The organism is Siccirubricoccus phaeus (assembly GCF_008360935.1).
In the GTDB taxonomy this organism is placed as follows: Bacteria; Pseudomonadota; Alphaproteobacteria; order Acetobacterales; family Acetobacteraceae; genus Siccirubricoccus; species Siccirubricoccus phaeus.
On sequence record NZ_SRXO01000001.1, the window covers coordinates 505,664 to 527,714 of the forward strand.

At 70.7% G+C, this 22,051-nt stretch carries 21 protein-coding genes; 10 read left to right on the forward strand and 11 right to left on the reverse strand.

The window, feature by feature from the left end:
- Nucleotides 1–169: 169 nt before the first annotated feature.
- Both uvrA and E5N76_RS02165 read left to right on the forward strand, forming a co-directional pair.
- Nucleotides 170–3,079 carry an excinuclease ABC subunit UvrA gene (gene uvrA / locus E5N76_RS02160; protein ID WP_187829923.1) on the forward strand — a complete coding sequence of 970 codons (2,910 nt, stop codon included), beginning with the start codon at nt 170–172 and terminating at the stop codon, nt 3,077–3,079.
- Nucleotides 3,080–3,274: 195 nt separating this feature from the next.
- On the forward strand, nt 3,275–4,078 hold the full coding sequence (locus E5N76_RS02165; RefSeq protein WP_149535652.1) for a calcium-binding protein: 804 nt from the start codon (nt 3,275–3,277) through the stop codon (nt 4,076–4,078).
- Nucleotides 4,079–4,283: 205 nt separating this feature from the next.
- On the opposite strand, the gene E5N76_RS02170 is transcribed toward E5N76_RS02165, so the two are convergent.
- Nucleotides 4,284–5,105 (reverse strand): squalene/phytoene synthase family protein, encoded by an 822-nt coding sequence (locus E5N76_RS02170; RefSeq protein ID WP_149535653.1) that lies wholly within the window; start codon nt 5,103–5,105, stop codon nt 4,284–4,286.
- A gap of 173 nt (nt 5,106–5,278) precedes the next feature.
- Between E5N76_RS02170 and E5N76_RS02175 the strand changes: the two genes are divergently transcribed.
- Entirely contained in the window at nt 5,279–5,917 is a 639-nt protein-coding gene (locus E5N76_RS02175; RefSeq protein WP_149535654.1) for a superoxide dismutase, read from the forward strand.
- A 217-nt stretch (nt 5,918–6,134) separates the two neighbouring features.
- Here E5N76_RS02175 and E5N76_RS02180 read toward each other — a convergent pair whose 3' ends face one another.
- Nucleotides 6,135–6,749, reverse strand: a complete 615-nt coding sequence (locus E5N76_RS02180; protein WP_149535655.1) for an isochorismatase family protein — start codon at nt 6,747–6,749, stop codon at nt 6,135–6,137.
- 308 nt (nt 6,750–7,057) lie between these two features.
- Entirely contained in the window at nt 7,058–7,675 is a 618-nt protein-coding gene (rpsD, locus tag E5N76_RS02185) for a 30S ribosomal protein S4 (protein ID WP_149535656.1), read from the reverse strand.
- A gap of 189 nt (nt 7,676–7,864) precedes the next feature.
- Here rpsD and E5N76_RS02190 point away from each other — a divergent pair, with 189 nt between their 5' ends.
- Entirely contained in the window at nt 7,865–8,080 is a 216-nt protein-coding gene (locus tag E5N76_RS02190; protein WP_149535657.1) for a hypothetical protein, read from the forward strand.
- Between the two features lie 349 nt (nt 8,081–8,429).
- Here E5N76_RS02190 and E5N76_RS29300 read toward each other — a convergent pair whose 3' ends face one another.
- Complete coding sequence (locus E5N76_RS29300; protein ID WP_187829924.1) at nt 8,430–8,690, reverse strand: hypothetical protein; 261 nt, start codon at nt 8,688–8,690, stop codon at nt 8,430–8,432.
- Between E5N76_RS29300 and E5N76_RS02195 the strand changes: the two genes are divergently transcribed.
- Nucleotides 8,681–9,622, forward strand: a complete 942-nt coding sequence (locus E5N76_RS02195) for a Bug family tripartite tricarboxylate transporter substrate binding protein (protein WP_187829925.1) — start codon at nt 8,681–8,683, stop codon at nt 9,620–9,622. The two genes, E5N76_RS29300 and E5N76_RS02195, sit on opposite strands and share 10 nt — an antisense overlap.
- Before the next feature lie 505 nt (nt 9,623–10,127).
- Here E5N76_RS02195 and E5N76_RS02200 read toward each other — a convergent pair.
- Nucleotides 10,128–10,934, reverse strand: a complete 807-nt coding sequence (locus tag E5N76_RS02200) for an RNA methyltransferase (protein WP_149535732.1) — start codon at nt 10,932–10,934, stop codon at nt 10,128–10,130.
- A gap of 481 nt (nt 10,935–11,415) precedes the next feature.
- Nucleotides 11,416–12,843: a cysteine--tRNA ligase gene (gene cysS, locus E5N76_RS02205; RefSeq protein ID WP_149535733.1), complete on the reverse strand. Its 1,428-nt coding sequence runs from the start codon at nt 12,841–12,843 to the stop codon at nt 11,416–11,418.
- Between the two features lie 131 nt (nt 12,844–12,974).
- Between cysS and E5N76_RS02210 the strand changes: the two genes are divergently transcribed.
- Both E5N76_RS02210 and E5N76_RS02215 read left to right on the forward strand, forming a co-directional pair.
- Complete coding sequence (locus E5N76_RS02210; RefSeq protein WP_149535659.1) at nt 12,975–13,352, forward strand: hypothetical protein; 378 nt, start codon at nt 12,975–12,977, stop codon at nt 13,350–13,352.
- A gap of 277 nt (nt 13,353–13,629) precedes the next feature.
- A complete protein-coding gene (locus tag E5N76_RS02215; protein WP_149535660.1) occupies nt 13,630–15,027 on the forward strand; it encodes an amidase in 1,398 nt (465 codons plus the stop codon).
- Nucleotides 15,028–15,109: 82 nt separating this feature from the next.
- Here the strand turns inward: E5N76_RS02215 and E5N76_RS02220 are convergent, their stop codons facing one another.
- A complete protein-coding gene (locus E5N76_RS02220) occupies nt 15,110–15,580 on the reverse strand; it encodes a hypothetical protein (RefSeq protein WP_149535661.1) in 471 nt (156 codons plus the stop codon).
- Nucleotides 15,581–15,679: 99 nt separating this feature from the next.
- Here E5N76_RS02220 and E5N76_RS02225 point away from each other — a divergent pair, with 99 nt between their 5' ends.
- Nucleotides 15,680–16,426: a maleate cis-trans isomerase family protein gene (locus E5N76_RS02225; protein ID WP_149535662.1), complete on the forward strand. Its 747-nt coding sequence runs from the start codon at nt 15,680–15,682 to the stop codon at nt 16,424–16,426.
- Between the two features lie 106 nt (nt 16,427–16,532).
- Here the strand turns inward: E5N76_RS02225 and nrdR are convergent, their stop codons facing one another.
- From nrdR to E5N76_RS02245, 4 genes are all read right to left on the reverse strand, one after another.
- Nucleotides 16,533–16,985: a transcriptional regulator NrdR gene (nrdR, locus tag E5N76_RS02230; RefSeq protein ID WP_149535663.1), complete on the reverse strand. Its 453-nt coding sequence runs from the start codon at nt 16,983–16,985 to the stop codon at nt 16,533–16,535.
- A gap of 144 nt (nt 16,986–17,129) precedes the next feature.
- Nucleotides 17,130–18,428, reverse strand: a complete 1,299-nt coding sequence (glyA, locus tag E5N76_RS02235; protein ID WP_149535664.1) for a serine hydroxymethyltransferase — start codon at nt 18,426–18,428, stop codon at nt 17,130–17,132.
- Nucleotides 18,429–18,459: 31 nt separating this feature from the next.
- On the reverse strand, nt 18,460–18,903 hold the full coding sequence (gene rpiB, locus E5N76_RS02240) for a ribose 5-phosphate isomerase B (RefSeq protein WP_149535665.1): 444 nt from the start codon (nt 18,901–18,903) through the stop codon (nt 18,460–18,462).
- A gap of 69 nt (nt 18,904–18,972) precedes the next feature.
- Complete coding sequence (locus E5N76_RS02245) at nt 18,973–19,554, reverse strand: Uma2 family endonuclease (protein ID WP_149535666.1); 582 nt, start codon at nt 19,552–19,554, stop codon at nt 18,973–18,975.
- A gap of 100 nt (nt 19,555–19,654) precedes the next feature.
- On the opposite strand from E5N76_RS02245, the gene E5N76_RS02250 reads away from it, so the two are divergent.
- Together E5N76_RS02250 and hemB are read left to right on the forward strand one after the other, a co-directional pair.
- Nucleotides 19,655–20,953 carry an O-acetylhomoserine aminocarboxypropyltransferase/cysteine synthase family protein gene (locus tag E5N76_RS02250; protein ID WP_149535667.1) on the forward strand — a complete coding sequence of 433 codons (1,299 nt, stop codon included), beginning with the start codon at nt 19,655–19,657 and terminating at the stop codon, nt 20,951–20,953.
- Between the two features lie 20 nt (nt 20,954–20,973).
- Nucleotides 20,974–22,008, forward strand: coding sequence for a porphobilinogen synthase (gene hemB / locus E5N76_RS02255; RefSeq protein ID WP_149535734.1), 1,035 nt, complete (start codon nt 20,974–20,976; stop codon nt 22,006–22,008).
- Nucleotides 22,009–22,051 lie beyond the last annotated feature (43 nt).

Below are 22,051 nucleotides of genomic sequence, written 5' to 3' on the forward strand. Positions count from 1 at the left end.
TTTACGGCGAGTCTGCCTGCCAGCCTAGCGGTGCGGCCCCTGCCCCGCCACAGCATTGCGGCGCGCGCCCGGCCCGGCGCATGACGACCCTTCCCTCGCCGCTGATATAGTGGCATCAACCCAAGAACACAATGCGAACACGGGCGCCGCCCGTTGGAGCCACAGATCGATGGCCAGCCCCCTCCCCTTGCCGGCTTCCGGCTTGATCCGCATCCGCGGCGCCCGCACGCACAACCTGAAGAACCTGGATCTGGACCTGCCGCGCGGCACGCTGACGGTCATCACCGGGCTGTCCGGCAGCGGCAAGTCATCCCTCGCCTTCGACACCATCTATGCCGAGGGCCAGCGGCGCTATGTGGAATCGCTCTCCGCCTATGCCCGGCAATTCCTCCAGCTCATGCAGAAGCCGGATGTGGATTCCATCGAGGGGCTCTCGCCGGCCATCTCCATCGAGCAGAAGACCACCAGCCACAACCCGCGCTCCACCGTCGGCACGGTGACCGAGATCCACGATTATATGCGCCTGCTCTGGGCGCGGGTCGGCGTGCCCTATTCGCCGGCCACCGGATTGCCGATCGAGGCGCAGACCGTCTCCCAGATGGTGGACCGCGTGCTGGCCATGCCGGAGAACACGCGCCTGCTGCTGCTGGCCCCCGTGGTGCGCGGCAAGAAGGGCGAATACCGGAAGGAGCTGGCCGAATGGCAGCGCCGCGGCTTCGAGCGGGTGAAGGTGAACGGCACGCTGCACCTCATCACCGAGGTGCCGGCGCTGAACAAGAAGCTGAAGCACGACATCGAGATCGTGGTGGACCGCATCGTGGTGCGGGACGGCATCGCGCCCCGCCTGGCGGACAGCTTCGAGACCGCCCTCGCCCTCTCCGAGGGCATCGCCTATGCGGAGAACGCGGATACGCAGGAGCGCACCGTCTTCAGCGCCAAATTCGCCTGCCCCGTCTCCGGCTTCACCATCGAGGAGATCGAACCGCGGCTCTTCTCCTTCAACTCCCCGCAGGGCGCCTGCCCGAGCTGCGACGGGCTCGGCACGGAGAGCTTCTTCGACCCGGAGCTGGTGGTGCCGGATGAGCGGCGCAGCCTGGCGGAAGGCGCCGTCGTCCCTTGGTCCGGCAACCAGTCGCCCTATTACGACCAGACGCTGGAAAGCCTCGCCCGCCACTTCAAGGTGAAGACGACGGAGCCCTGGGGCGAGCTGCCGAAGAAGGTGCGGGACGCCATCCTGCACGGCACCGGCGCCGAGGTGGTGACGCTGAAATACAAGGACGGCCTTCGCGCCTATGACGTGAAGAAGCCCTTCGAGGGCGTGCTGCCCAATCTCGAGCGCCGCTACCGCGAGACGGACAATCCCTGGGTGCGGGAGGACCTCACCCGCTACCAGGCGGAACGCCCCTGCCCCGCCTGCAATGGCCACCGGCTGAAGCCCGAGGCGCTGTCCGTGAAGGTCGCCGGCAAGCATATCGGCGAGGCCTCGGAGCTGTCCATCCGCAAGTCGCGCGAATGGTTCTCCACGGTGATGGCGACGCTGACGCCGCAGCGCCAGGAGATCGCCCGCCGCATCCTGCGGGAGATCGAGGAGCGGCTGCAATTCCTGGTGGATGTCGGGCTGGACTACCTCTCCCTCGGCCGCTCCTCCGCCACGCTCTCGGGCGGCGAGAGCCAGCGCATCCGGCTGGCCTCCCAGATCGGCAGCGGCCTCACCGGCGTGCTCTATGTGCTGGACGAGCCGAGCATCGGGCTGCACCAGCGGGACAATGAACGCCTGCTGGCAACGCTGCGCCGGCTGCGCGACATCGGCAATACCGTGCTGGTGGTGGAGCACGATGAGGACGCCATCCGCGCCGCCGACCATCTGGTGGATATCGGCCCGGCGGCCGGCGCCGGCGGCGGGCGGGTGGTGGCGCAGGGCACGCCGGCGGAGGTCGCCGCCAACCCCGTCAGCCTCACCGGCGACTACCTCTCCGGCCGCCGCCGCATCGAGGTGCCGGCCACGCGCCGCAAGATCGACCCGAAGCGCGCGCTGAAGGTGGTGGGCGCGATGGGCAACAACCTCAAACACGTCACCGCCAGCTTTCCCCTCGGCACTTTTACCTGTGTCACCGGCGTGAGCGGCGGCGGCAAGAGCACGCTGGTGATCGAGACACTGTACAAGGCCGCGGCACGCCGCCTGATGGGCGCCGGCACCGTGCCGACGCCGCATGAGCGGATCGAGGGGCTGGAGCTGCTGGACAAGATCATCGATATCGACCAGTCGCCGATCGGCCGCACGCCGCGCAGCAACCCGGCCACCTATACCGGCCTCTTCGCCCCCATCCGCGACTGGTTCAGCGAACTGCCCGAAAGCCGCGCCCGTGGCTACAAGCCCGGGCGCTTCAGCTTCAACGTGAAGGGCGGCCGCTGCGAGGCCTGCCAGGGCGACGGCGTCATCAAGATCGAGATGCACTTCCTGCCCGACGTCTACGTCACCTGCGACGCCTGCAAGGGCAAGCGCTACAACCGCGAGACGCTGGAGGTGAAATTCCGCGGCAAGAGCATCGCCGACGTGCTGGAGATGACGGTGGATGAGGGCGTGGAGTTCTTCTCCGCCGTGCCCGCCATCCACGACAAGCTGAAAGTGCTGCGGGAAGTCGGCCTCGGCTACATTCATCTCGGCCAGCAGGCGACGACGCTCTCGGGCGGCGAGGCGCAGCGCATCAAGCTCTCCAAGGAGCTCTCTCGCCGCGCCACCGGCCGCACCCTCTACATCCTGGACGAGCCCACCACCGGCCTGCATTTCGAGGATGTGCGCAAGCTGCTGGAGGTGCTGCACGCGCTGGTGGAGGCGGGGAATACGGTGGTGGTGATCGAGCACAATCTGGAGGTGATCAAGACCGCAGACTGGATCCTCGATCTCGGCCCCGAAGGCGGCGATGGCGGCGGCCGCATCGTGGCCAGCGGCACGCCGGAGGAGGTGGCGGCGTCGCCGGGAAGCCATACCGGCCGATTCCTCGCCCCGCTGCTGCCCGCCCCGGGAGAGGAAGAAGGGATGGAGCAGGCGGCGCCGGCGAAGAAGCGCAAGCGCGCCTGAAGCGCCGTGCCTGAACCGGCAGGCGAGAGCGGGCCGGCGCCCTTCGCGCGGCGCGGCAGGAAACGCGCCGCCGGCGCCGGCCTCAGCGATTCGTGATCCACCGCTTCATTCGTCGCAGGTCCGGCCACGCGCATCCGCGTTACCTCGCCGCAGCGGCGCGCGGCGCCGATGCGATGGCAGCGGAGGTGATGCTTCATGGCCCAGATCGAATCCGGCAGGCTCGGCGCCGACAGGCTGAGCGCCGGTGCCGAGGCCGCAATCCTGTTCGGCTTCAACGGTGACGACACGCTGAGCGGCGGCGAGTCCAACGACCTGCTGGTGGGCGATGCGGGGGATGACAGCCTCTCCGGCGGCGGCGGCGATGATCTGCTGTATGGCGGCACCGGCAATGACACCATCGAGGCCGGCGCCGGCCAGGACCTGGTGCGCGGCGCCGCAGGGGATGACGTCATCCTCGGCCTCGAGGATGCCGACACGGTCGATGCCGGCGCGGGCGACGACTTCATCACCTGGAACGACAGCGTGGGCGACCTCGTCGCCGGCGGCGCAGGGAATGACACGGTGCTCGGCGGCGACCTGGCGGCGGACACCATCCTCGGCGGGGCGGGCGACGATTTCCTCGCCGCCTTCGCGACGGCGCCGGAAGCGGCGCTGGCGGGGGACAGCATCTCCGGCGGGGCGGGGAACGACCTGATCCTCGGCGGCGCCGGCGCGGACAGCATCGGCGGCGGCATCGGCGACGACACGCTGGGGGGCGGGCTGGGCGCGGATCTCTTCCTCTTCGACCTCAGCGTGCCGAGCGGGGCGGATCTGGTACTCGATTTCGACGCGACGGAGGATGTGCTGCAGCTTCTGGGCGCGGCGCCGGATTTCGACCCGCTGCTGGCGCTGACGGACACCGCCGGCGGGGTGGTGCTGGAGCTGGGGCCGGACAGCAGCATCACCTTCTTCGGCATCACCGCGGCGGAATTCCGCGAGGAGAATTTTCTGCTGCTGTGATGGGGGCTCCGCCCCCAACCCCCGGCAGGGGGCGCTGTCCCCGTTGGCGGCAATGCTGCCAACCCCCGCCGGGGCCAGGATCTGGCCCTGGACCCCGGTGCGAGGTTGCAGGTTGAACCTGCCAGGTCAGGGCCGGGCCCGAGGGAAAGCCTTCCCCAGCGGGTGCAGCGGCAGCGCTCCGGCTGGGGGCATACGGAGCCCCCGTTCACACCGCGCCGCGCATCCCCGCCCAGGCCACCGCCACCCGGTCCCCGAACCCCCGCCCCGCCAGCCCCGGCCGCCCCGCCGCCAGCCGCCGCAGATCCCGCCTGGCCAGCACCAGCGGCAGCGCCGCCGCCACCGCGCCCTGCGGCAGCGCCCGCAGCTCTGCCGCCACCGCCGGCAGCCTGGCCAGCCCGGCCGCCGCCAGCCGTGCCACTGCCCCCCGCACCGCCGCCGAGTCGGGGGCCGCCCGCACCGCCGCCGCATCCAGCCCGGCTTCCGCCAGCGCTTCCTGCGGCAGCAGGCAGCGCCCCTGCCCGGCCAGCAGCGCCGTGCTGCGCAGCACCCCGGCCAGCCCATAGGCCGCACCGGCCGTCTGCAGCGCCGGCAGCAGCGCCGCCGGCGTGCCCAGGCACCGCCCCGCCGCCACCGCCACGCCCCCCGCCGTGCCGCGCAGATAGGCGGCGAAGCCGGCCTCGTCCGGCGGCGCCTCCTCCGCTTCCACCTCGCGTGCCTCCACCATCGCCAGCAATTCCTCGGCGGCGAAGGCGCCCTCGGCGATGGCGGCGTGCAGCGGCCCCGCCACCTCGTGCCGGCGGGGCGGGCGGCCTTCCGCCGCCTGCTCCACCGCCTCCCGCCACCATTGCAGCCGCATCAGCGCGATCAGCGGCGTCCGCGCCGCCTCCCGCGCCCGCGCCAGCTCATGGTTGAAGGCGATCAGCGCGAACAGCGCCTCCCGCCGTGCCGGCGGGGCGAAGAGGGTGCAGAGGAAACGATCGGGATCGTGCCGCCGGGCGAATTCGGCGATCGGCGAAAGCGCGGCCATGGCGCCTTACAGCACCGATCGCCCCTGCCCGCCACGGGGCGGGAACTCCGCCGCCCGTGCCTTGCTTGACGTGCCGCGGCACCCCGCCTAGCTCTTGAACCGGCTCCCGGGCCCTGCGGTGCCGGGCATGTCCGCATCCAACCGACGCGTTCCAAATCGAGGAGAGACAGCCCATGGCCTTCAGCCTGCCGCCGCTGCCCTATTCCACCAATGCCCTGGCCGGCCAGGGCATGTGCCAGGAAACGCTCGAGCTGCACCATGGCAAGCACCACAACGCCTATGTCGTGGCGCTGAACGGGCTGATCGAGAGCAAGGGGCTCCAGGGCAAGAGCCTCGAGACCATCGTCGCCGAAGCCGGCAAGGCCGGCGCGGACGGGTTGCCGGTGCTGAACCAGGCCGGCCAGCACTGGAACCACATCCTGTTCTGGCAGGTGATGTCGCCGAAGGGCGGCGGGGACAAGCTGCCGGGCGGCCTCGCCGCGAAGATCGACCAGGATCTCGGCGGCCTGGCGCAGTTCAAGGAGGCCTTCAAGCAGGCCGGCGTGACGCAGTTTGGCTCCGGCTGGGCCTGGTTGATCATCGCCCCGGACGGCAAGCTGAAGGTGACCAAGACGCCGAACGGCGCCAACCCGATCTCCACCGGCGAGGGCACCCCGATCCTCGGCGTGGATGTGTGGGAGCACGCCTATTATCTGGACTTCCGCAATGTGCGGCCGAACTACCTCGACAACTTCCTGAACAAGCTGGTGGATTGGGAAGTGGTCGAGACCCTGCTGAAGCAGGGCGGGCTGAAGTCCGAGCAGAGCGCCTAAGCCATTTCCCCATGACGCCGCTGCGCGGCGCCACGGGGGCCCCGGTTTCATTCCCCATGAAGCTGCTGGCGCAGCTTCATGGGGGCCCCAGGGTCGCTCCGGGAAGAGCACCCGGCACAGCCTGAAGCGGCAAAGCCGCGCCAGGGCAACGGGCGGCGCAGGCGGCGAGGGACCGCGATGTGACTCACCGAATGGGCGCCCGACCGGGCGCCTTTTTTCATGCCCGCAGGCTGGCGGCGACGATGGCGCCGACCGGCGCGACGATGGCGAAGCGGTCCGCCAGCGCCGCCAGGGCGGCGCGGTGCAGGGCGGCGCCGGTGAAGGGCTCGCCGCCCAGCGGGTCCGGCAGGGCGCGGGTGGCGGCCGCATCCGCCGCCACCGTCACCCGCCAGCCCAGGTCGAGCGCCGCGCGGGCGGTGCTGCTGACGCACATATGGGTCTGGAAGCCGGCGAGGATCAGCTCGCGCCGGCCGGTCGCCGCCAGCGCCTCCTGCAGCCCGGTCTGGGCGAAGGCGTTGGGCAGGGGCTTTTCGATCACCGCCTCCCCGCCCAGCGGCGCGGCTTCGGGCAGGATGGCGCCGCCCGCGGCGTCGCGGTCGAACAGCCCGCCGGCGCGGCCCTTATGGGCGATGTGGATCACCGGGGTACCGGCGGCCCTTGCGGCGTCCAGCAGAGCGGCCAGGCGCGCCAGGGCGGGGCCGATGCCCTCCAGGGGCAGCCTGCCGTCCCGGTACTCGCCCTGGGCGTCGACGACGACCAGGGCCGCCGCTTCCAGCCGGGACGGCGCCAAGGGCGCCCCGGCCAGTTCCAGCAGGGTTTTGGGGGTGGTCATGCCGGCGTCTCCTTCGGGGCGAGGCCGCATCATGCCAGCAATGCCCGCCGCCGCCTCGCGGTCGTTGCGCATGACGCGCCATGCGCCTGGCGCGGAACCGGCACCGTGCGGCGGTGCATGCCCTTGCCGGGATCGCCTTGGCGCTGACCCTACCAGAGCTAGAACGGATTCGCCGGCCGGCTTCAGCTACAGCCCACCGACCTCCAGACCCGACGGCCGCACCGGACGCGAAACCCGGACCGCCACGAGAGGCGGCGCCAACCGGCCCGCCACGCAAAAAAAGAGGGGCATCGCTGCCCCTCCTGCCCTTACCGCGAGTAGAACTCGACGACCAGGTTCGGCTCCATCTGCACCGGGTAGGGCACGTCGGAGAGCTTCGGCACCCGGACCATCCGGCCGCGCATGGCGCGGTGGTCGATCTCGATATATTCCGGCACGTCCCGCTCGCCGCTCTGCGCGGCATCGAGCACGGAGGTGAGCTGCTTCGACTTCTCCTTCACCTCGATCAGGTCGCCGTCCTTGACCTGGTAGGAGGGGATGTTGAGCCGCTTGCCGTTCACCAGCACATGGCCGTGATTGACGAATTGCCGCGCCGCGAAGGGGGTGACCGCCAGCTTCATCCGGTACACCACGGTGTCCAGCCGCCGCTCCAGCAGGCCGATCAGGTTCTCCGAGGTGTCGCCCTTCCGGCGGACCGCTTCCTCGTAGTACTTGCGGAACTGCTTCTCGCCGATATTGCCGTAATAGCCCTTCAGCTTCTGCTTCGCCATGAGCTGCACGCCGAAGTCGGTAGGCTTCTGCTTGCGGCGGGCGCCGTGCTGGCCGGGGATGGTTTCGCGCTTGTTGATCGGGCTCTTGGCCCGGCCCCAGAGATTCACCCCGAGGCGGCGATTGATCTTGTACTTGCTTTCAACGCGCTTGGTCATAGGCCCAGTCTTGCCGCCCGTCGCGCGGGCAGCCCTTCCTTCGCTGTTGTCCCGGTAGTCCCAGGCCCGGAACGGGCAAGGGCGGGCGCATGGCCCGAAGCCATGTCCGCATTCCCAGGAGGAGGCGCGGCCTATAGGGGTGCCCTCCCCCGCTTGTCAAACCCCGGCCCGCCCCCGTAAGCCCCCGCCATGGTGACGCGCGAAGAGATCCTGATCCTCGGCCTGACCGCGGGCGTGGTCGGCAGCCTGGTGGGCGGGCTGATGCTCGGGGTCGGGCTCGGCCTCGCGGTGAATGGCGCGCATATCGGCTGGCTGCTGGTGCTGCCGGCGGCGCCGGTGGCGGGGCTGCTGGGCTATGTGCTGGCGCGGAAGCTGGCGCGGAAGCTGGACGACGGCCGCGCCTGACCTCCCGCCGTCCCGACGCCGCCCTCCAATGTCCCGCCCGCAAAGTGCGCCGGATGTCCGGCGAAGGGGCGGACAAGCAGGCCACCGGCAGTAAGGGCTCGGCCGCCTGGTGCCCGGCTCCGCGGAATCGGGCCAGCAGAGCATTTCGGCGCACATGCCGCCCTCGCCGAAACTGCTCCGGGCCATGGTGCATGGAGCGGATGCGCGCCTTCGGCGATGTCGCCCCACGGCGATCTGCGCTGGCCGATCCGATGCCAGAGCGTGATCGGCTGAGGTCGAATCGACCGCAACCGGGAACACGCGAGCGGACAATGAGCTGGAGCGGGGCGCGTGAGCGAAAGCGGACGCGTCATGCTCTGGCAGGCTGCTGAAAAAGTCCCTCGGCGTCGCAACGGAAGTCCGAAAAGAATCGAGGGAGGGTGCGTCCCGAATCAACCATGCGCATCGGCGGCGTGGCGCGCAGCAAGGTTGCGTCCGTGCCCTCCGATTTTCCCTTTTCGGCAGCCTGCTCGCCGAAGCACGGTGCCAGGCAGCCGCACCTTGGCAGATGCCGGATTCGAAACGCATCATGCGCGCCAAACAAGATGCGGAGGAAATGCCATGCGCGCATTCTGGCTCGCCTTCCTGCTGATGCTGGCCTGCGGCACCCAGGCGCAGGCGCAAGGGGTCCGGCTGGTCGTGCCCTTCGCCGCCGGCGGCGCCGCCGACAACGTCGTCCGGATGGCAGCGCCCGGCATCGCGGTGGAGCTGGGCCAGCCGGTCGTCGTGGATAATCGCGGCGGCGCCGGCGGGGTGATCGGCAGCGAGATCGTGGCGAAGGCGGCACCGGACGGGCAGACCCTGCTGGTGAGCAGCCTCGGCGTGCAGGTGCTGGGGGCCACCCTGCAGCCCCGGCTGCCTTACGACCCGGTCCGCGACTTCGTGCCGGTGGCGATGTTCGGCCGCATGCCCTCGCTGCTGGTGGTCCGGCCGGGCTTGGCGGAGACGCTGGCCGACCTACCGGCGGCGGCCAGGCGGCTTGGCCGGGCGCTGACCTATGGCTCGGCCGGGCCCGGGACCACCATGCACATCGCCGGCGAGATGCTGCGGCTGGCGACGGGGCTGGAGCTCACCCACATCCCCTATCGCGGCGCCGGGCCGGCGGTGGCGGATCTGCTGGCCGGCAATATCGACCTGCTCATCGCCGACACGCCGGTGCTGGTGCCGCAGGTGCAGGCCGGGCGGATGACGGCGGTCGCCGTCCTCGGCACGGCGCGAACGCCGCTGCTGCCGGGGGTTCCGACCTCGGCCGAGCAGGGGCAGCCGGGCCTGGTCATGGAGAATTGGTATGGCGTGCTGGCCCCGTCCGGCCTGCCGCCGGACCGCCTGCAGGCGCTGGAGCGGGCGATCGTCGCCGCCATGGCCAAGCCCGATCTGGCGGAGCGTTTCGTCGCGGCGGGGCTGCAGGGCGGGACCGGCGCCGAGGGATTCCGCGCCCAGCTCGCCAGCGATATCGCGCAGTGGCCGCCGCTGCTGCGCCGGCTGAACATCACGCTGGAATAGGGCGCCAGCGGTAGGAATGGGGCTTCGCCCCCAAACCTCCGGCAGAGGGCGCCGCCCTCCGCACTCCCGCCGGGGAGTCGGCAGGTTCAGCCCTCGAGTCTGAACCTCCTACCGGAGTCCGGGCCTGGTCCGGTCTCCGGCGGGGTTTAGAGCGTGATCGGTTGAGGTCGAATCGACCGAAACCGTCAATCACGCGACCGAACAATGAGCTAGAGCGGGGCGGGTGAGCGGAGCTCAGCCGATCCCGCTCTAGGGGCAGCGCCCATAGGCGCGAATCAAATGCCGTAGATTGGGGGCTCTGCCCCCCGCCGGGGCCGAGGCTTGGCCCCGGGCACCTCTCCTGTGTCGGCTGGTTCAACCTGTCGGGTCCAAAACCTACACCGGGGTCCGGGGAGGGGTCCCCTCCCCGGTGGGGGTTCGGGGGCAAAGCCCCCGATCTATTTCTTGGCTTTATTTGCCATGCCTGAGCTCGCGTCCATGGGGCAGCGCTCCTGCCCAGGGCGGCCTACTCCGGGTCCGGCCGGCCGCGCCGCATCCGGCCGCGGGACAGCTCCGTCACCACCCCGTGCAGGGTGCGCAGCTCCTGTTCCGTCACCTCGCCCCGCTCGAACCAGTGGCGCAGGTTCCGTACCATGCCGGGGCGCTTGTGCTCGGGTTCCAGGAAGCCGCTGGCATCCAGCTCGCTCATCAGCCTTTCGAGGAAGCCCTCGAGCTGGCCCTTGGTCGCCACCTTCGTCGCATGGGTCTGGAGCTGGCGCGGCGGGGTGGGCTCGGCGGCGGTCCACCACTCATAGGCCAGGATCATCACCGCCTGGGCCAGGTTCAGCGACATATGCGCCGGGTTCAGCGGGTAGCGCACCAGCGTGTCGGCGCAGGCGACATCGTCATTCTCCAGCCCCGCCCGCTCCGGCCCGAACAGCACGGCGGCGCGCAGCGCGCGGCCGTTGATCTCCCGCAGATCCTCCGCCGCGGCGCGGGCGGTGCGCAGCGGCACGACGATGTGGCGCGGCCGCGGGCAGGTGGCGAAGACGCGGTGGCAATCGGCGACGGCGCTCGGCACGTCCGGAAACACCTGCGCCGCCTCCAGGATGGCATCGGCGCCGGAGGCGGTGCGCCACGCCCGGTCCTGCGGCCAGCCATCGCGCGGCGCCACCAGCCGCAGATGGAACAGCCCGCCATTCGCCATGGCCCTGGCGACCGTGCCGATATTCTCCGCGAGTTGCGGCCGGACGAGCACGATGATCGGGCTTTCCCCCGGTGGCGGCGCAAGGTCGGCGGCGGGCTTGCCGCCGCGGGTCCAGGCCTCGGGCAGGATGCGGTGGGCGCCGAGGGCGAAGGCCAGCGCCGGGCGCAGCTTCCAGCCGCCTTCCACGGGCTCGGCCAGCAGCGCGAGCGGGTCTGTGGGCGCGTCGCGATCCAGCGCCGCCGCCAGCTCCACTGCCAGCGCCCGGTAGGCGGCGATCCCCTGCCCCGCCGCTGCCGCCAGCGCCGCCTCCCCGGCCACGCAGCCCGGCGCGGCGAGATGCGCCTGGAACCAGGCCCGCTTGGCATCGGTCAGGGCGATGCGCTTGAGGGCATCGATCCAATCCTCGTTGGAGGGTAGCGGCGCACCGCTCATGCCGCGCCGCCCGACGCCCCGGACGAGGCGTCTCGTCCCGCCCCGTCTTGGCCGGGCTTCACCCGGCCATCGAACGCGGCGCGGCAGCGGCCCGCGGATGCAGGGCCCAAGCCCGAACATGCCGCAGGAGAGGCGAAAGCAGGCAGCAAGCACCCCGGCCCGCACGAGGCCATGGCTAGGCCCGCCGCCAGGTCGTGCCCTGCGGCCCATCCTCCAGCAGGATGCCCTTGGCCTTCAGCTCGTCGCGAATGCGGTCGGCTTCAGCGAAGTTCCGCGCCTTGCGGGCGGCCAGCCGGTCGGCGATGGCCTGGTCCACCCAGGCGGTGTCCTCGCCACCCTTCAGCCAGGCCACCGGATCGGCGGCGCAGAGGCCGAGCACCCCCGCCGCCTCGCGGAACGCCGCAGCCGCCAGCCCCGGCACCACCGGCCAGCCCCGCCCGATCCGCCCCAGCACCGCCGTCGCGCTGCCGCCGACGCTCGCCACGTTTTCCAGCGTGCGCAGGTCGCGCAGCCGCGTCAGCGCGAGCGGCGTGTTGATGTCGTCCAGCAGTGGCGCCAGTGCCCAGTCGGCCATCTCCGCCTGCAGCGCCGGCTGCTCCGGCGGCGGCACGGCGCGGGACAACATGCTGTAATGGTCGTCCAGCTCGGCCTTCGCCTCCTCCAGCCCGGCCCAGGTGAAGTCGAGATCGGCGCGGTAATGGGTGCGCAGCATGGCGACGCGCAGCGCCTCCCCGGCCCAGGCGCCGCGCGAGAGCAGCTCCCGCAGCACGATGAAATTGCCGAGCGACTTCGACATCTTCTCGCCCTCGACCCGCAGCATGCCGTTATGCAGCCAGATGCTGGCCATGCGCGGGGTGCCGAAGGCGCAGCGGCTTTGCGCCAGCTCATTCTCGTGGTGCGGGAACATCAGGTCGTGCCCGCCGCCATGGATGTCGAAGACTTCCCCCAGCGCCTGCCAGGACATGGCGGAGCACTCGATATGCCAGCCGGGCCGGCCCTTGCCCCAGGGGCTGTCCCAGGCGGGCACGCCGGGGGGCGAGGGCTTCCACAGCACGAAATCCCCGGCATCCCGCTTGTAGGGCGCGACATCGATGCGGGCGCCGGCCAGCATCTCCTCCGGGCTGCGGCCGGACAGCGCGCCGTACTCGCCGAAGGAGGGGACGGAGAACAGCACATGCCCCTCCGCCACATAGGCATGGCCGCGGGCGATCAGCTTCTCGATAAGGGCGATCATCGGCGCGATGGATTGCGTCGCGCGCGGCTCCGCATCCGGCGGCAGGGCGTTCAGCGCCGCCATGTCGCGGTGGAAATCCGCCGTGGTGCGGGCGGTGATGGCGGCAATGGGCTCGCCGCTCTCGGCCGCCCGCGCATTGATCTTGTCATCCACATCCGTGATGTTCCGGACATAGGTGAGGCGCGGGTAGAGCCGCCGCAGCAGCCGGGCGAGCACGTCGAAGACGATGACCGGGCGGGCATTGCCGATATGCGCCAGGTCATAGACGGTGGGGCCGCAGACATACATCCGCACATGGGCAGGGTCGATCGGCACGAAGCGTTCCTTCGTGCGGGTGAGGCTGTTGTGCAGGTGCAGGTCGGGCGTCATGCGGGGATGCATGGGGCCAAGGCCGGCCGGAAAGCAAGGGCACAGGCACGGCCCGCCCGGGCCGCAGCCGCCCGGGCCACCCTCCGCGTGCTCCGGCGTTGGGCGGTGACGGGCCAGCAGGAGCAACCGGCATGGGAAAATCCATCCTCATCATCGGCGAAGATCCAGCCGAGATCGACTTCGACGCACCGGACGCGCCGAAGAACATGTCCGCGGCCAGGATCATGGACGGGTTGAACGGGTCCCTGGCGCGCCTCGAGGCCGCGGGCCATGCCGCAGCCCTGCTGCTGACCAAGGATGCCGAGACGGTCGAGGCGCAGGTTTCGGCAGCGCTCGCCGGGGCGAGCTACGACGTCATCGTGGTCGGGGCCGGCCTGCGCACCCTCCCGCCCATGGCCCTGCAGTTCGAGCGGCTGATGAATGTCCTGCATGAGCGGGCCCCCCGAGCCAGGTTGGCCTTCAACAGCCAGCCCGGGGATTCCGACGTGGCGGCGATGCGCTGGCTTTGAGCCATCCTGGCTCCTGGCGGGCCTGGCCCTTGCCGCAGCCTTGCGCCTGGGCAAATGTTCCTATATGGTTCTCATTGTCGCCTGCGCTCGGACCGCCTGCCCGGCCCGCACCATTCCCCGCCGGGACGTCCAGGCCGGACGGAAGGCGTCACCCGCCCGAAGCCGGCAGGCCGGCCGCGGGCAGCGCAGCGGGGCTTTTGTCTGAAAGCCGCGGCGCCTTCCCTTCCCCCACCCGCCCCTTCGGCGCAGTCTGGCCGTCTGATCGCAAGGCGCCCTGATGACCATTCCGACCGACCCCGCCCTGATGTCCGCCGAGACCCTGCTCGGCCTCTATGCCCGCCGCGCCCTGTCCCCGGTGGAGGTGCTGCAGGCCGTGCTGCAGCGCGTCGCCCTCTACAACCCCTGGGTCAACGCCTTCGCCGCCATGAACCCGCACGCCCTGCGGGAGGCCGGGGAGAGCGAGGCGCGCTGGATGGCCGGCCGCCCCATGGGGCTGCTGGACGGCGTGCCGAGCACGGTGAAGGACCTGCTGAACCTGGCCGGCTTCCCGACGCGCCGCGGCAGCAAGACCACCCCCACCACCCCGGCCACCGAGGACGCGCCGGCGGTGATGGGGCTGAAACAGGCCGGCGCCGTCATCCTGGGCAAGACCACCACCACGGAATTCGGCTGGAAATCGCCGGGCGACTGCCCGCTGCACGGCATCACCCGCAACCCCTGGAACCGGCAGCGGACGGTGGGCGGCTCCTCCTCCGGCGCCGGCGCCGCGGGGGCGGCCTGCTTCGGGCCGCTGCATATCGGCACGGATGCCGGCGGCTCCGTCCGCATCCCGGCGGCCTTCTGCGGGCTGGTGGGGCTGAAGCCGAGCTTCGGCCGGATTCCGCAGTGGCCGCTCGGCGCCTTCGCCAATGTCGCCTGCGCCGGGCCGATGACGCGCACGGTGCGGGACGCGGCGCTGATGTTCTCCGCCATGGCCAGGCACGACCTCCGCGACCCCTTCTGCCTGCCGGACGAGCCGCGGGACTGGCGCGCCGGCATCGAGGATGGCGTCGCCGGCATGCGGGTGGCGCTGGTCCGCCGCCTGGGCTTCGACCCACCACTGGACGCGGAGGGCGAGGCGGTGCTGCTGGGCGCCGCCAAGCTGCTGGAGGAACAGGGCGCCATCGTGGAGGAGGCGGATCCGGCGCTGCCGGATACCCGCGCCATTTTCGGCCGCGTCTGGGGCGTCGCCCTGGCCCGGCTGGTGGCGACCACGCCCGAGGACAAGCGCCCGCTGCTGGATGCCGGCCTCGCCGAGGTGGCAGCGCAGGAGGGCGGGATGAGCGCCATCGATTTCCTCGGCGCCGAGGCGCTGCGCATCGAGGCGGCGCACGCCATGGCCCGCTTCCACCAGCGCTACGATCTGGTGCTGACCGCCTGCACCCCGACGGCCGCCTTCGCCGCCGACCAGCCGACGATCCGCCCCACCGAGGCGCTGTGGCGCGACTGGGCGCCCTGGACCTTCGCCTTCAACCTCACCCGCCAGCCTGCCATCAGCGTCCCCGTGGCACTGGACGAGCACGGCATGCCCCGCGCCGTGCAGGTCGCGGCGGCGCTGTATCGGGATGATCTGGTCTTCCGTGGCGCGCGAGCGCTGGAACGGGCGGCTGAAGTGCCTTTGGCGACCCCCGGCTAAATTCAAGGTTTCCAAAGGCCTATCGGCCCTTGGCGTGGGGGGTTGGACGCACGGCGTCCAAGGAGGGGAGCAGAGCTTCCCCTCAACGCGGCCGGGCGTGCCCGATCGTCTCCGGCAGCCCCGTCGCGTCGAACCGCATCTCGGATTTGGCCCAGCAGCTATCCAGCGTCTCGACCACCAGGCTGGCCCTTGCCGCCAGCACCGCCGCTTCCGCCCGCCGGTCCAATTGGAGGCTGCGCCCGCCCGGCAGCACCGCCGCCGCGCTCACGGTCAGCAGCGGCCCGTCATCCGCCTGCAGCTTCACCTGCACCGGCCGCTTGGGGTCGGCGCAGATATGCCCGTCGCCATTGGCCAGCACCACCATGTCGGCCAGCACGCGGAGCTGCGCCCGCGCCTGGATCGTGTTGCCCTGTTCGGTGACGAAGGCCGTGGCGGCGGTGGCGATGAAACGCTGCGGCCGGCCGGCGGCATCCGGCTGCTCGCCGCGCTGCCACTGGGCGTGGGCGGCGAGTGCCGGCAGGCAAAGCGCGGCGGCGAGGATCGGCAGGCGCATGGCGAGAGTCCCTTTGCGACTCCGTTACGCCGGCGGGTCCGGTTCCGCAACGCCGCGCCGCATGGCAGGCTGACGCGGCGCAGGCAGGGGGAGGCCGGGATGCCGGATGTGCTGGGCTGGCGGGCGGTGTTCGGCGTGATGGGCCCTTCCACCAACACGGTGGTGCAGCCGGATTTCGAGATTCTGCGGCCGCCCGGAATCACCGCGCAGTACAGCCGGATCTTCACGCCCAACGCCAAGGCGATCAGCAATGAGAGCTTCCGCAGCGGCGTCGCGCTGATCGGCGACAACACGCTGGAGGCGGTGCGCAGCGTGATGACCTGCGAGCCGGACCACCTGATCATGGGCATGAGCGCCGTCACCTTCTTCGACGGCGCCGCCGGGGCGGACCGTTTCATCCGCCAGGTGGAGGAGGCGAGCGGCATCGGCGTCACCATCGGCTCCCATGCCTGCACCGCGGCGCTGCGCGCCTATGGCGGGGTGAAGCGGATCGCGTTCCTGTCGCCCTACTGGCCGGTGATGAATGCGGAGGTGGCGCGCTACTTCACCGATATGGGCTTCAGCGTGGTGCGGGAACGGGCGCTGCAATGCCGCTCCTGGACCGCTATCGCGCGGGTGACGCCGGCGGCGCTGGTGCCGGTGCTCAAGGCGCTGGACGGGGACGATGTGGATGCCATCGTCCAGGTGGGGACGAACCTTTCCATGGTCCGGCTGGCGGCGGCGGCGGAGCTCTTCCTGGGCAAGCCGGTCATCGCCATCAACGCCGCCACCTGGTGGCACGCGCTGCGCGGCCGGGGGATCGCGGACCGCATCTCCGGATTCGGGAAGCTGCTGGAAGAGCATTGAGGGAGGGCTCTGGTTGCGGCAGTGCCGCGTCCCCAAACCTCACCCGCCAGGGCCGAAAGGCCCTTGGAGAGCCCTTGGGGCTGGCGGCCGACCGTCCGACCCCAGTTCACTCCGACTTCAGCGCCCCGAGGAATTCGCGGAAATCCCTCGCCTCGGCGAAATTGCGGTAGACGCTGGCGAAGCGGACATAGGCCACCTCATCCACCCCCTTCAGCGTGTCCATGACGATCTCGCCGATCTGGCGGGAGGTGACCTCGCTCTCCGCCTCGGTCTCCAGCTTGCGCTGGATGCCGTTGACGATGCGCTCGATGCGGTCCTCCTCCACCGGGCGCTTGCGCAGCGCCACGCGGATGGAACGGGCGAGCTTCTCCCGGTCGAAGGGCACCCGGCGGCCATCGGTCTTGACCACGGTGATCTCGCGAAGCTGCACCCGCTCGAAGGTGGTGAAGCGCGCGCCGCAGCCGGGGCAGGAACGGCGGCGGCGGATGGCCGCGCCTTCCTCGGCCGGGCGGCTGTCCTTCACCTGGGTATCGTCGCGGCCGCAGAACGGGCAACGCATGGGGTCGGGTCTCCGTCTCTGCCACAATCTATGGCGGGACGGAGATTGGGGAAATACCAAGCCTTGAGGGGCCGACGGGCGAAATGCCCCCGCCGGCGAACGCACCCCTGTCGCAGCCCTCCCCCGCCAGGGGGAAGGCAGCGATCAGTAGACCGGGAAGCGCTGGCAGAGGGCGAGGACCTTGGCCTTCACCTTCGCCTCCACCGCGGTATTGCCCTCCGGCGCATTGGCCGCGGCCAGGCCGTCCAGCACCTCGCCGATCAGCTTGCCGACCTCGCGGAACTCAGCCTCGCCGAAGCCGCGGGTGGTGGCGGCCGGGCTGCCCAGCCGGACGCCGGAGGTGACCATCGGCTTCTCCGGATCGAAGGGGATGGCGTTCTTGTTGCAGGTCAGGTGGGCGCGGTTCAGCGCGCCCTCCGCCGCCTTGCCGGTGAGCTTCTTCGGGCGGAGGTCCACCAGCAGCAGGTGGTTGTCCGTGCCGCCGGTGACGAGGTCGAGCCCTTGCGCCTTCAGCTCCGCCGCCAGCGCCGCGGCATTGGCGACGACGGCGCGGGAATAGGCGCGGAATTCCGGCTTCAGCGCCTCCCCGAAGGCGACCGCCTTGGCGGCAATCACATGCATCAGCGGCCCGCCCTGCAGGCCGGGGAAGACGGCGCTGTTGAGCTTTTTTGCGAGTGCCTCGTCATTGGTGAGGATCATGCCCCCGCGCGGGCCGCGCAGCGTCTTGTGCGTGGTGGTGGTGGCGATGTGCGCATGCGGGAAGGGGGACGGATGTGCCCCGCCGGCGACGAGGCCGGCGAAATGCGCCATGTCCACCATGAAGTAGGCGCCCACCTCGTCGGCGATGGCGCGAAACTCGGAAAAGTCCCAGTGGCGGGCATAGGCGCTGCCGCCGGCGATGATGAGCTTCGGCTTCGCTTCCAGCGCGATGCGGCGGACCTCCGCCATGTCGATGCGCTGGTCCTCCCGCCGCACGGTATAGGGCACCGGCCTGAACCATTTGCCGGAGAGGTTGGCGAGCGAGCCATGGGTCAGGTGGCCGCCGGCGGCGAGGTCGAGGCCCATGAAGGCATCGCCCGGCTGGAGCAGCGCCAGGAACACCGCCTGGTTGGCCTGGGCGCCGCTATGCGGCTGGACATTGGCGAAGCCGCAGCCGAACAGCTTGCAGGCGCGCTGGATGGCGAGCGTCTCCGCCACGTCCACGAATTCGCAGCCGCCATAGTAGCGGCGGCCGGGATAGCCCTCGGCGTATTTGTTGGTCAGGACCGAGCCCTGGGCCTCCAGCACGGCGCGGGAGACGATGTTCTCGCTGGCGATCAGCTCGATGCCGTCCTGCTGCCGGCCGAGTTCCTGGCCGATGGCGGCGGCGAGCTCCGGATCGGCCTCGGCGACGCCGGCCGTGAAGAAGCGCTCGGGGATGCGGTAGGCGGCGGTTTCGTTCATCTCGGGCGGTCCTGGCGGTCCCTGGGGCGTGTCAGGCGGGCGGCGTCAGCTTGGCGAGGCGGCGGGCATGGCGGCCGCCCTCGAATTCCGTGGCGAGGAAGGCGCGCAGCGCGTCCAGCGCCGGCTCCGTCCCCACCAGCCTTGCGCCGAAGCAGGCGATGTTGGCGTCGTTATGGGCGCGGGTCAGCCGGGCTTCCGTGGTGTTGTGCAGCACGGCGGCGCGGATGCCGGGATGGCGGTTGGCGGCGATGGAGATGCCGATGCCGGTGCCGCAGACCAGCACCCCGAAGCGGGCCGAGCCGGCCGCCACCGCTTCCGCGACCTTGTGCGCGAAATCCGGGTAGTCCACGGAGTCCGGGCTGTTGGTGCCGAAATCCAGCAGGCTGTGCCCGGCCTCGGCCAGGGCGGCCTGGAGGATGGTCTTCAGCGGCAGGCCGGCATGGTCGCCACCGATGGCTATGGTGAGGGCGCTCATGCCCGGGGCCTTAGCACTTCCGGGTGGGGGGCGCGATAGAGGGGGCCGACAGGCGGGGACGGCTCCGGATCAGGCCTCGGCGTCAGCCTCGTCGGGCGAGGCCTCGAAGGGGACGTCCTCGTACAATTCGTCCAGCGGCAGGGAGAGGCCGAGCTCCGGCAGCTCCAGAGTCTCCCCGGCGACCAGGATGCTCACCACCCAGCGGTCGCCCTCCCTGGCATGGATGGTGGCGGCGGGCCGGTCCTGTTCCAGCATGACATAGCGCATGGCGGAGGGGGTATCGCGGTACTCCCGGGCCTTGACGATGCGGTCCATGGCCTGGGTGCTGGGGGAGAGGATCTCGAACAGCACCACCGGGTCATGGATCACCCGGTCATTGGCCGCGGCGGGGGAGCAGGCGACGAAGCCGTCCGGGTAGCGGATCGACCCCGCCACCTGCACCTTCAGCTCCGGCCCGTAGAAGCGGCAGGGCGTGCCTCGCAGCCTGGTGTGCAGCGCCGTCGTCAGGTTCCGCCGGATGACGGCCTGCGCCACCGTCACCCCGACCGTCGCCACCGGGGCGAAGCCGTCATATTCCCATTTCTGCTCCTGCCGTTCCTCCCAGGCGAGGAACTCGGCGAGCCCCATGGGCCGGCGCGGCGCTATGTTCATGGTCACATCCTGCCACGCGCTGCCCGACCCATCCCAGTACCATCGCGCTTCCGTCACAGCCCTGGACATGGCAGGGATAGCGCCGCAAAGGGAGGACCCCATGGTCACCAGCTCCAACCCCGAGACCCTGGCGCTGCATGGCGGCAGCCACCGTGCGGACCCCAGCACCGGCTCCGTCGCCGTGCCGATCCACCAGACCACCAGCTACCAGTTCCAGGATACCGGCCATGCCGCGCGGCTGTTCGGGCTGCAGGAGCTGGGGAACATCTACACCCGCATCATGAACCCGACGCAGGATGCGCTGGAGACGCGCCTCGCCGCGCTGGAGGGCGGGGTGGCGGCGCTGGCGGTGGCCTCCGGCCAGGCGGCGACCAGCTTCTGCGTCCTCAACCTGACCCAGCCCGGGGACAACATCGTCTCCTCCACGGACCTTTACGGCGGCACCTGGAACCTCTTCGCCAACACGCTGAAGGGGATGGGGGTGGAGGTCCGCTTCGTCGATCCGGCCGATCCGGAAGGCTTCGCCCGCGCCACGGATGCTCGGACCCGGGCCTATTACGCCGAAACCCTGCCGAACCCGAAGCTGCAAGTCTTCCCGATCGGCGAGGTGGCGGCGATCGGCCGGCGCCTGGGCGTGCCGCTCATCATGGACAACACGGCGGCGCCCATCCTCTGCAAGCCGTTGCAGCACGGCGCGGCGGTGGTGATGCATTCCACCACCAAATTCATCGGCGGCCATGGCACCAGCATCGGCGGCGTCGTGGTGGATGGCGGCAATTTCGACTGGGAAGCCGGCGGCGACCGCTTCCCCACCCTGAACACACCGGACCCTAGCTACCATGGCGCGGTCTGGACCCAGGCGGTGAAGCCGCTCGGCCCCATCGCCTATATCCTGCGGATGCGCACCTGCCTGCTGCGCGACCTCGGCGCGGCGACGACGCCGATGAACGCCTTCTTCCACCTCCAGGGGCTGGAAACGCTGCCGCTGCGGATGGAACGGCATTGCAGCAACGCGCTGCGCGTCGCCGCCTGGCTGGCGGCGCAGCCGGGCGTGACCCAGGTGATCCATCCCAGCCTGCAGCAGGGGGAGGCAAAGCGGCGGGCAGATACCTATCTGAAGGGTGGCTACGGGTCGCTGATGGGGTTCGAGCTGGCCGGCGGCGCCGCGGCCGGGGCGCGCTTCATCAACGCGCTGAAGATGTTCTACCACGTGGCCAATATCGGCGATGCGCGGTCCCTGGCGATCCACCCCGCCACCACCACGCACAGCCAGCTTTCGGTGGAGGAACAGGCCGCCACCGGCGTGACGCCCGGCTATGTGCGGCTTTCCATCGGCATCGAGCATATCGATGATATCATCGCCGACCTGGACCAGGCGCTGAAGGCAGCACGGACATGAATGCGGATCGCAGGATGGGCATGGGGCGGGCGGAGCCCGCCGCGGAGGCGCCGGCACAGGGCGCCTATCCCGCGGTGCGCCTGCGCCGCAACCGGCGGGATGCCTGGACGCGGCGGCTGGTGGCGGAGAACACCCTCTCGGTCGATGACCTGATCTGGCCGATCTTCGTCATCGAGGGCAGGAACGAGGAGCGGCCCGTCGCCGCCATGCCCGGCCAGGTGCGCGTCACCGTGGACCGGGTGGCGAAGCACGTGGAGCAGGCGGCGACGCTCGGCATCCCGGCCATCGCGATCTTCCCGGCGACGCCCGCCGAGGCTAAGGATGCCGAGGGCAGCGAGGCGCTGAACCCGAACAACCTCATCTGCCGCGCAGCGCGCGAATTGAAGCGCGCCTTCCCGGAAGTCGGACTGATCGGCGACGTGGCGCTCGACCCCTATACCGACCACGGCCATGACGGCGTCTTCCGCGAGACCCGCACCGGCGAGTACATCCACAATGACGACACGGTGGCGGTGCTGGTGCGCCAGGCGCTGAACCAGGCGGAAGCCGGCATCGACGTCATCGCGCCCTCCGACATGATGGATGGCCGCATCGGCGCCATCCGCCAGGCGCTGGATGCGCAGGGGTTCATCGACACCCGCATCATGTCCTATGCCGCCAAATACGCCTCCGCCTTCTACGGCCCGTTCCGCGATGCGCTGGGCAACAGCCGCGCGCTGCGCGGCGACAAGAAGACCTACCAGATGGACCCGGCCAATTCGGACGAGGCGCTGCGCGAGGTGGCGATGGACCTCGCCGAGGGCGCCGACACCGTGATGGTGAAGCCGGGCATGCCCTACCTGGACATCATCCGCCGGGTGAAGGACCGCTTCGGCGTGCCCACCTTCGCCTACCAGGTCAGCGGCGAATACGCGATGATCATGGCCGCGGTGCAGAATGGCTGGCTGGACCATGACCGGACGATGCTGGAGAGCCTGATGGGCTTCAAGCGCGCCGGGGCGAGCGGGGTGCTCAGCTACTTCTCGGTGGCGGCGGCGAAGCTGCTGAAGGGTTGACCCTCCCTCCCCTCCGGGCCTCTCATCGGGGCCCCTGATGGGA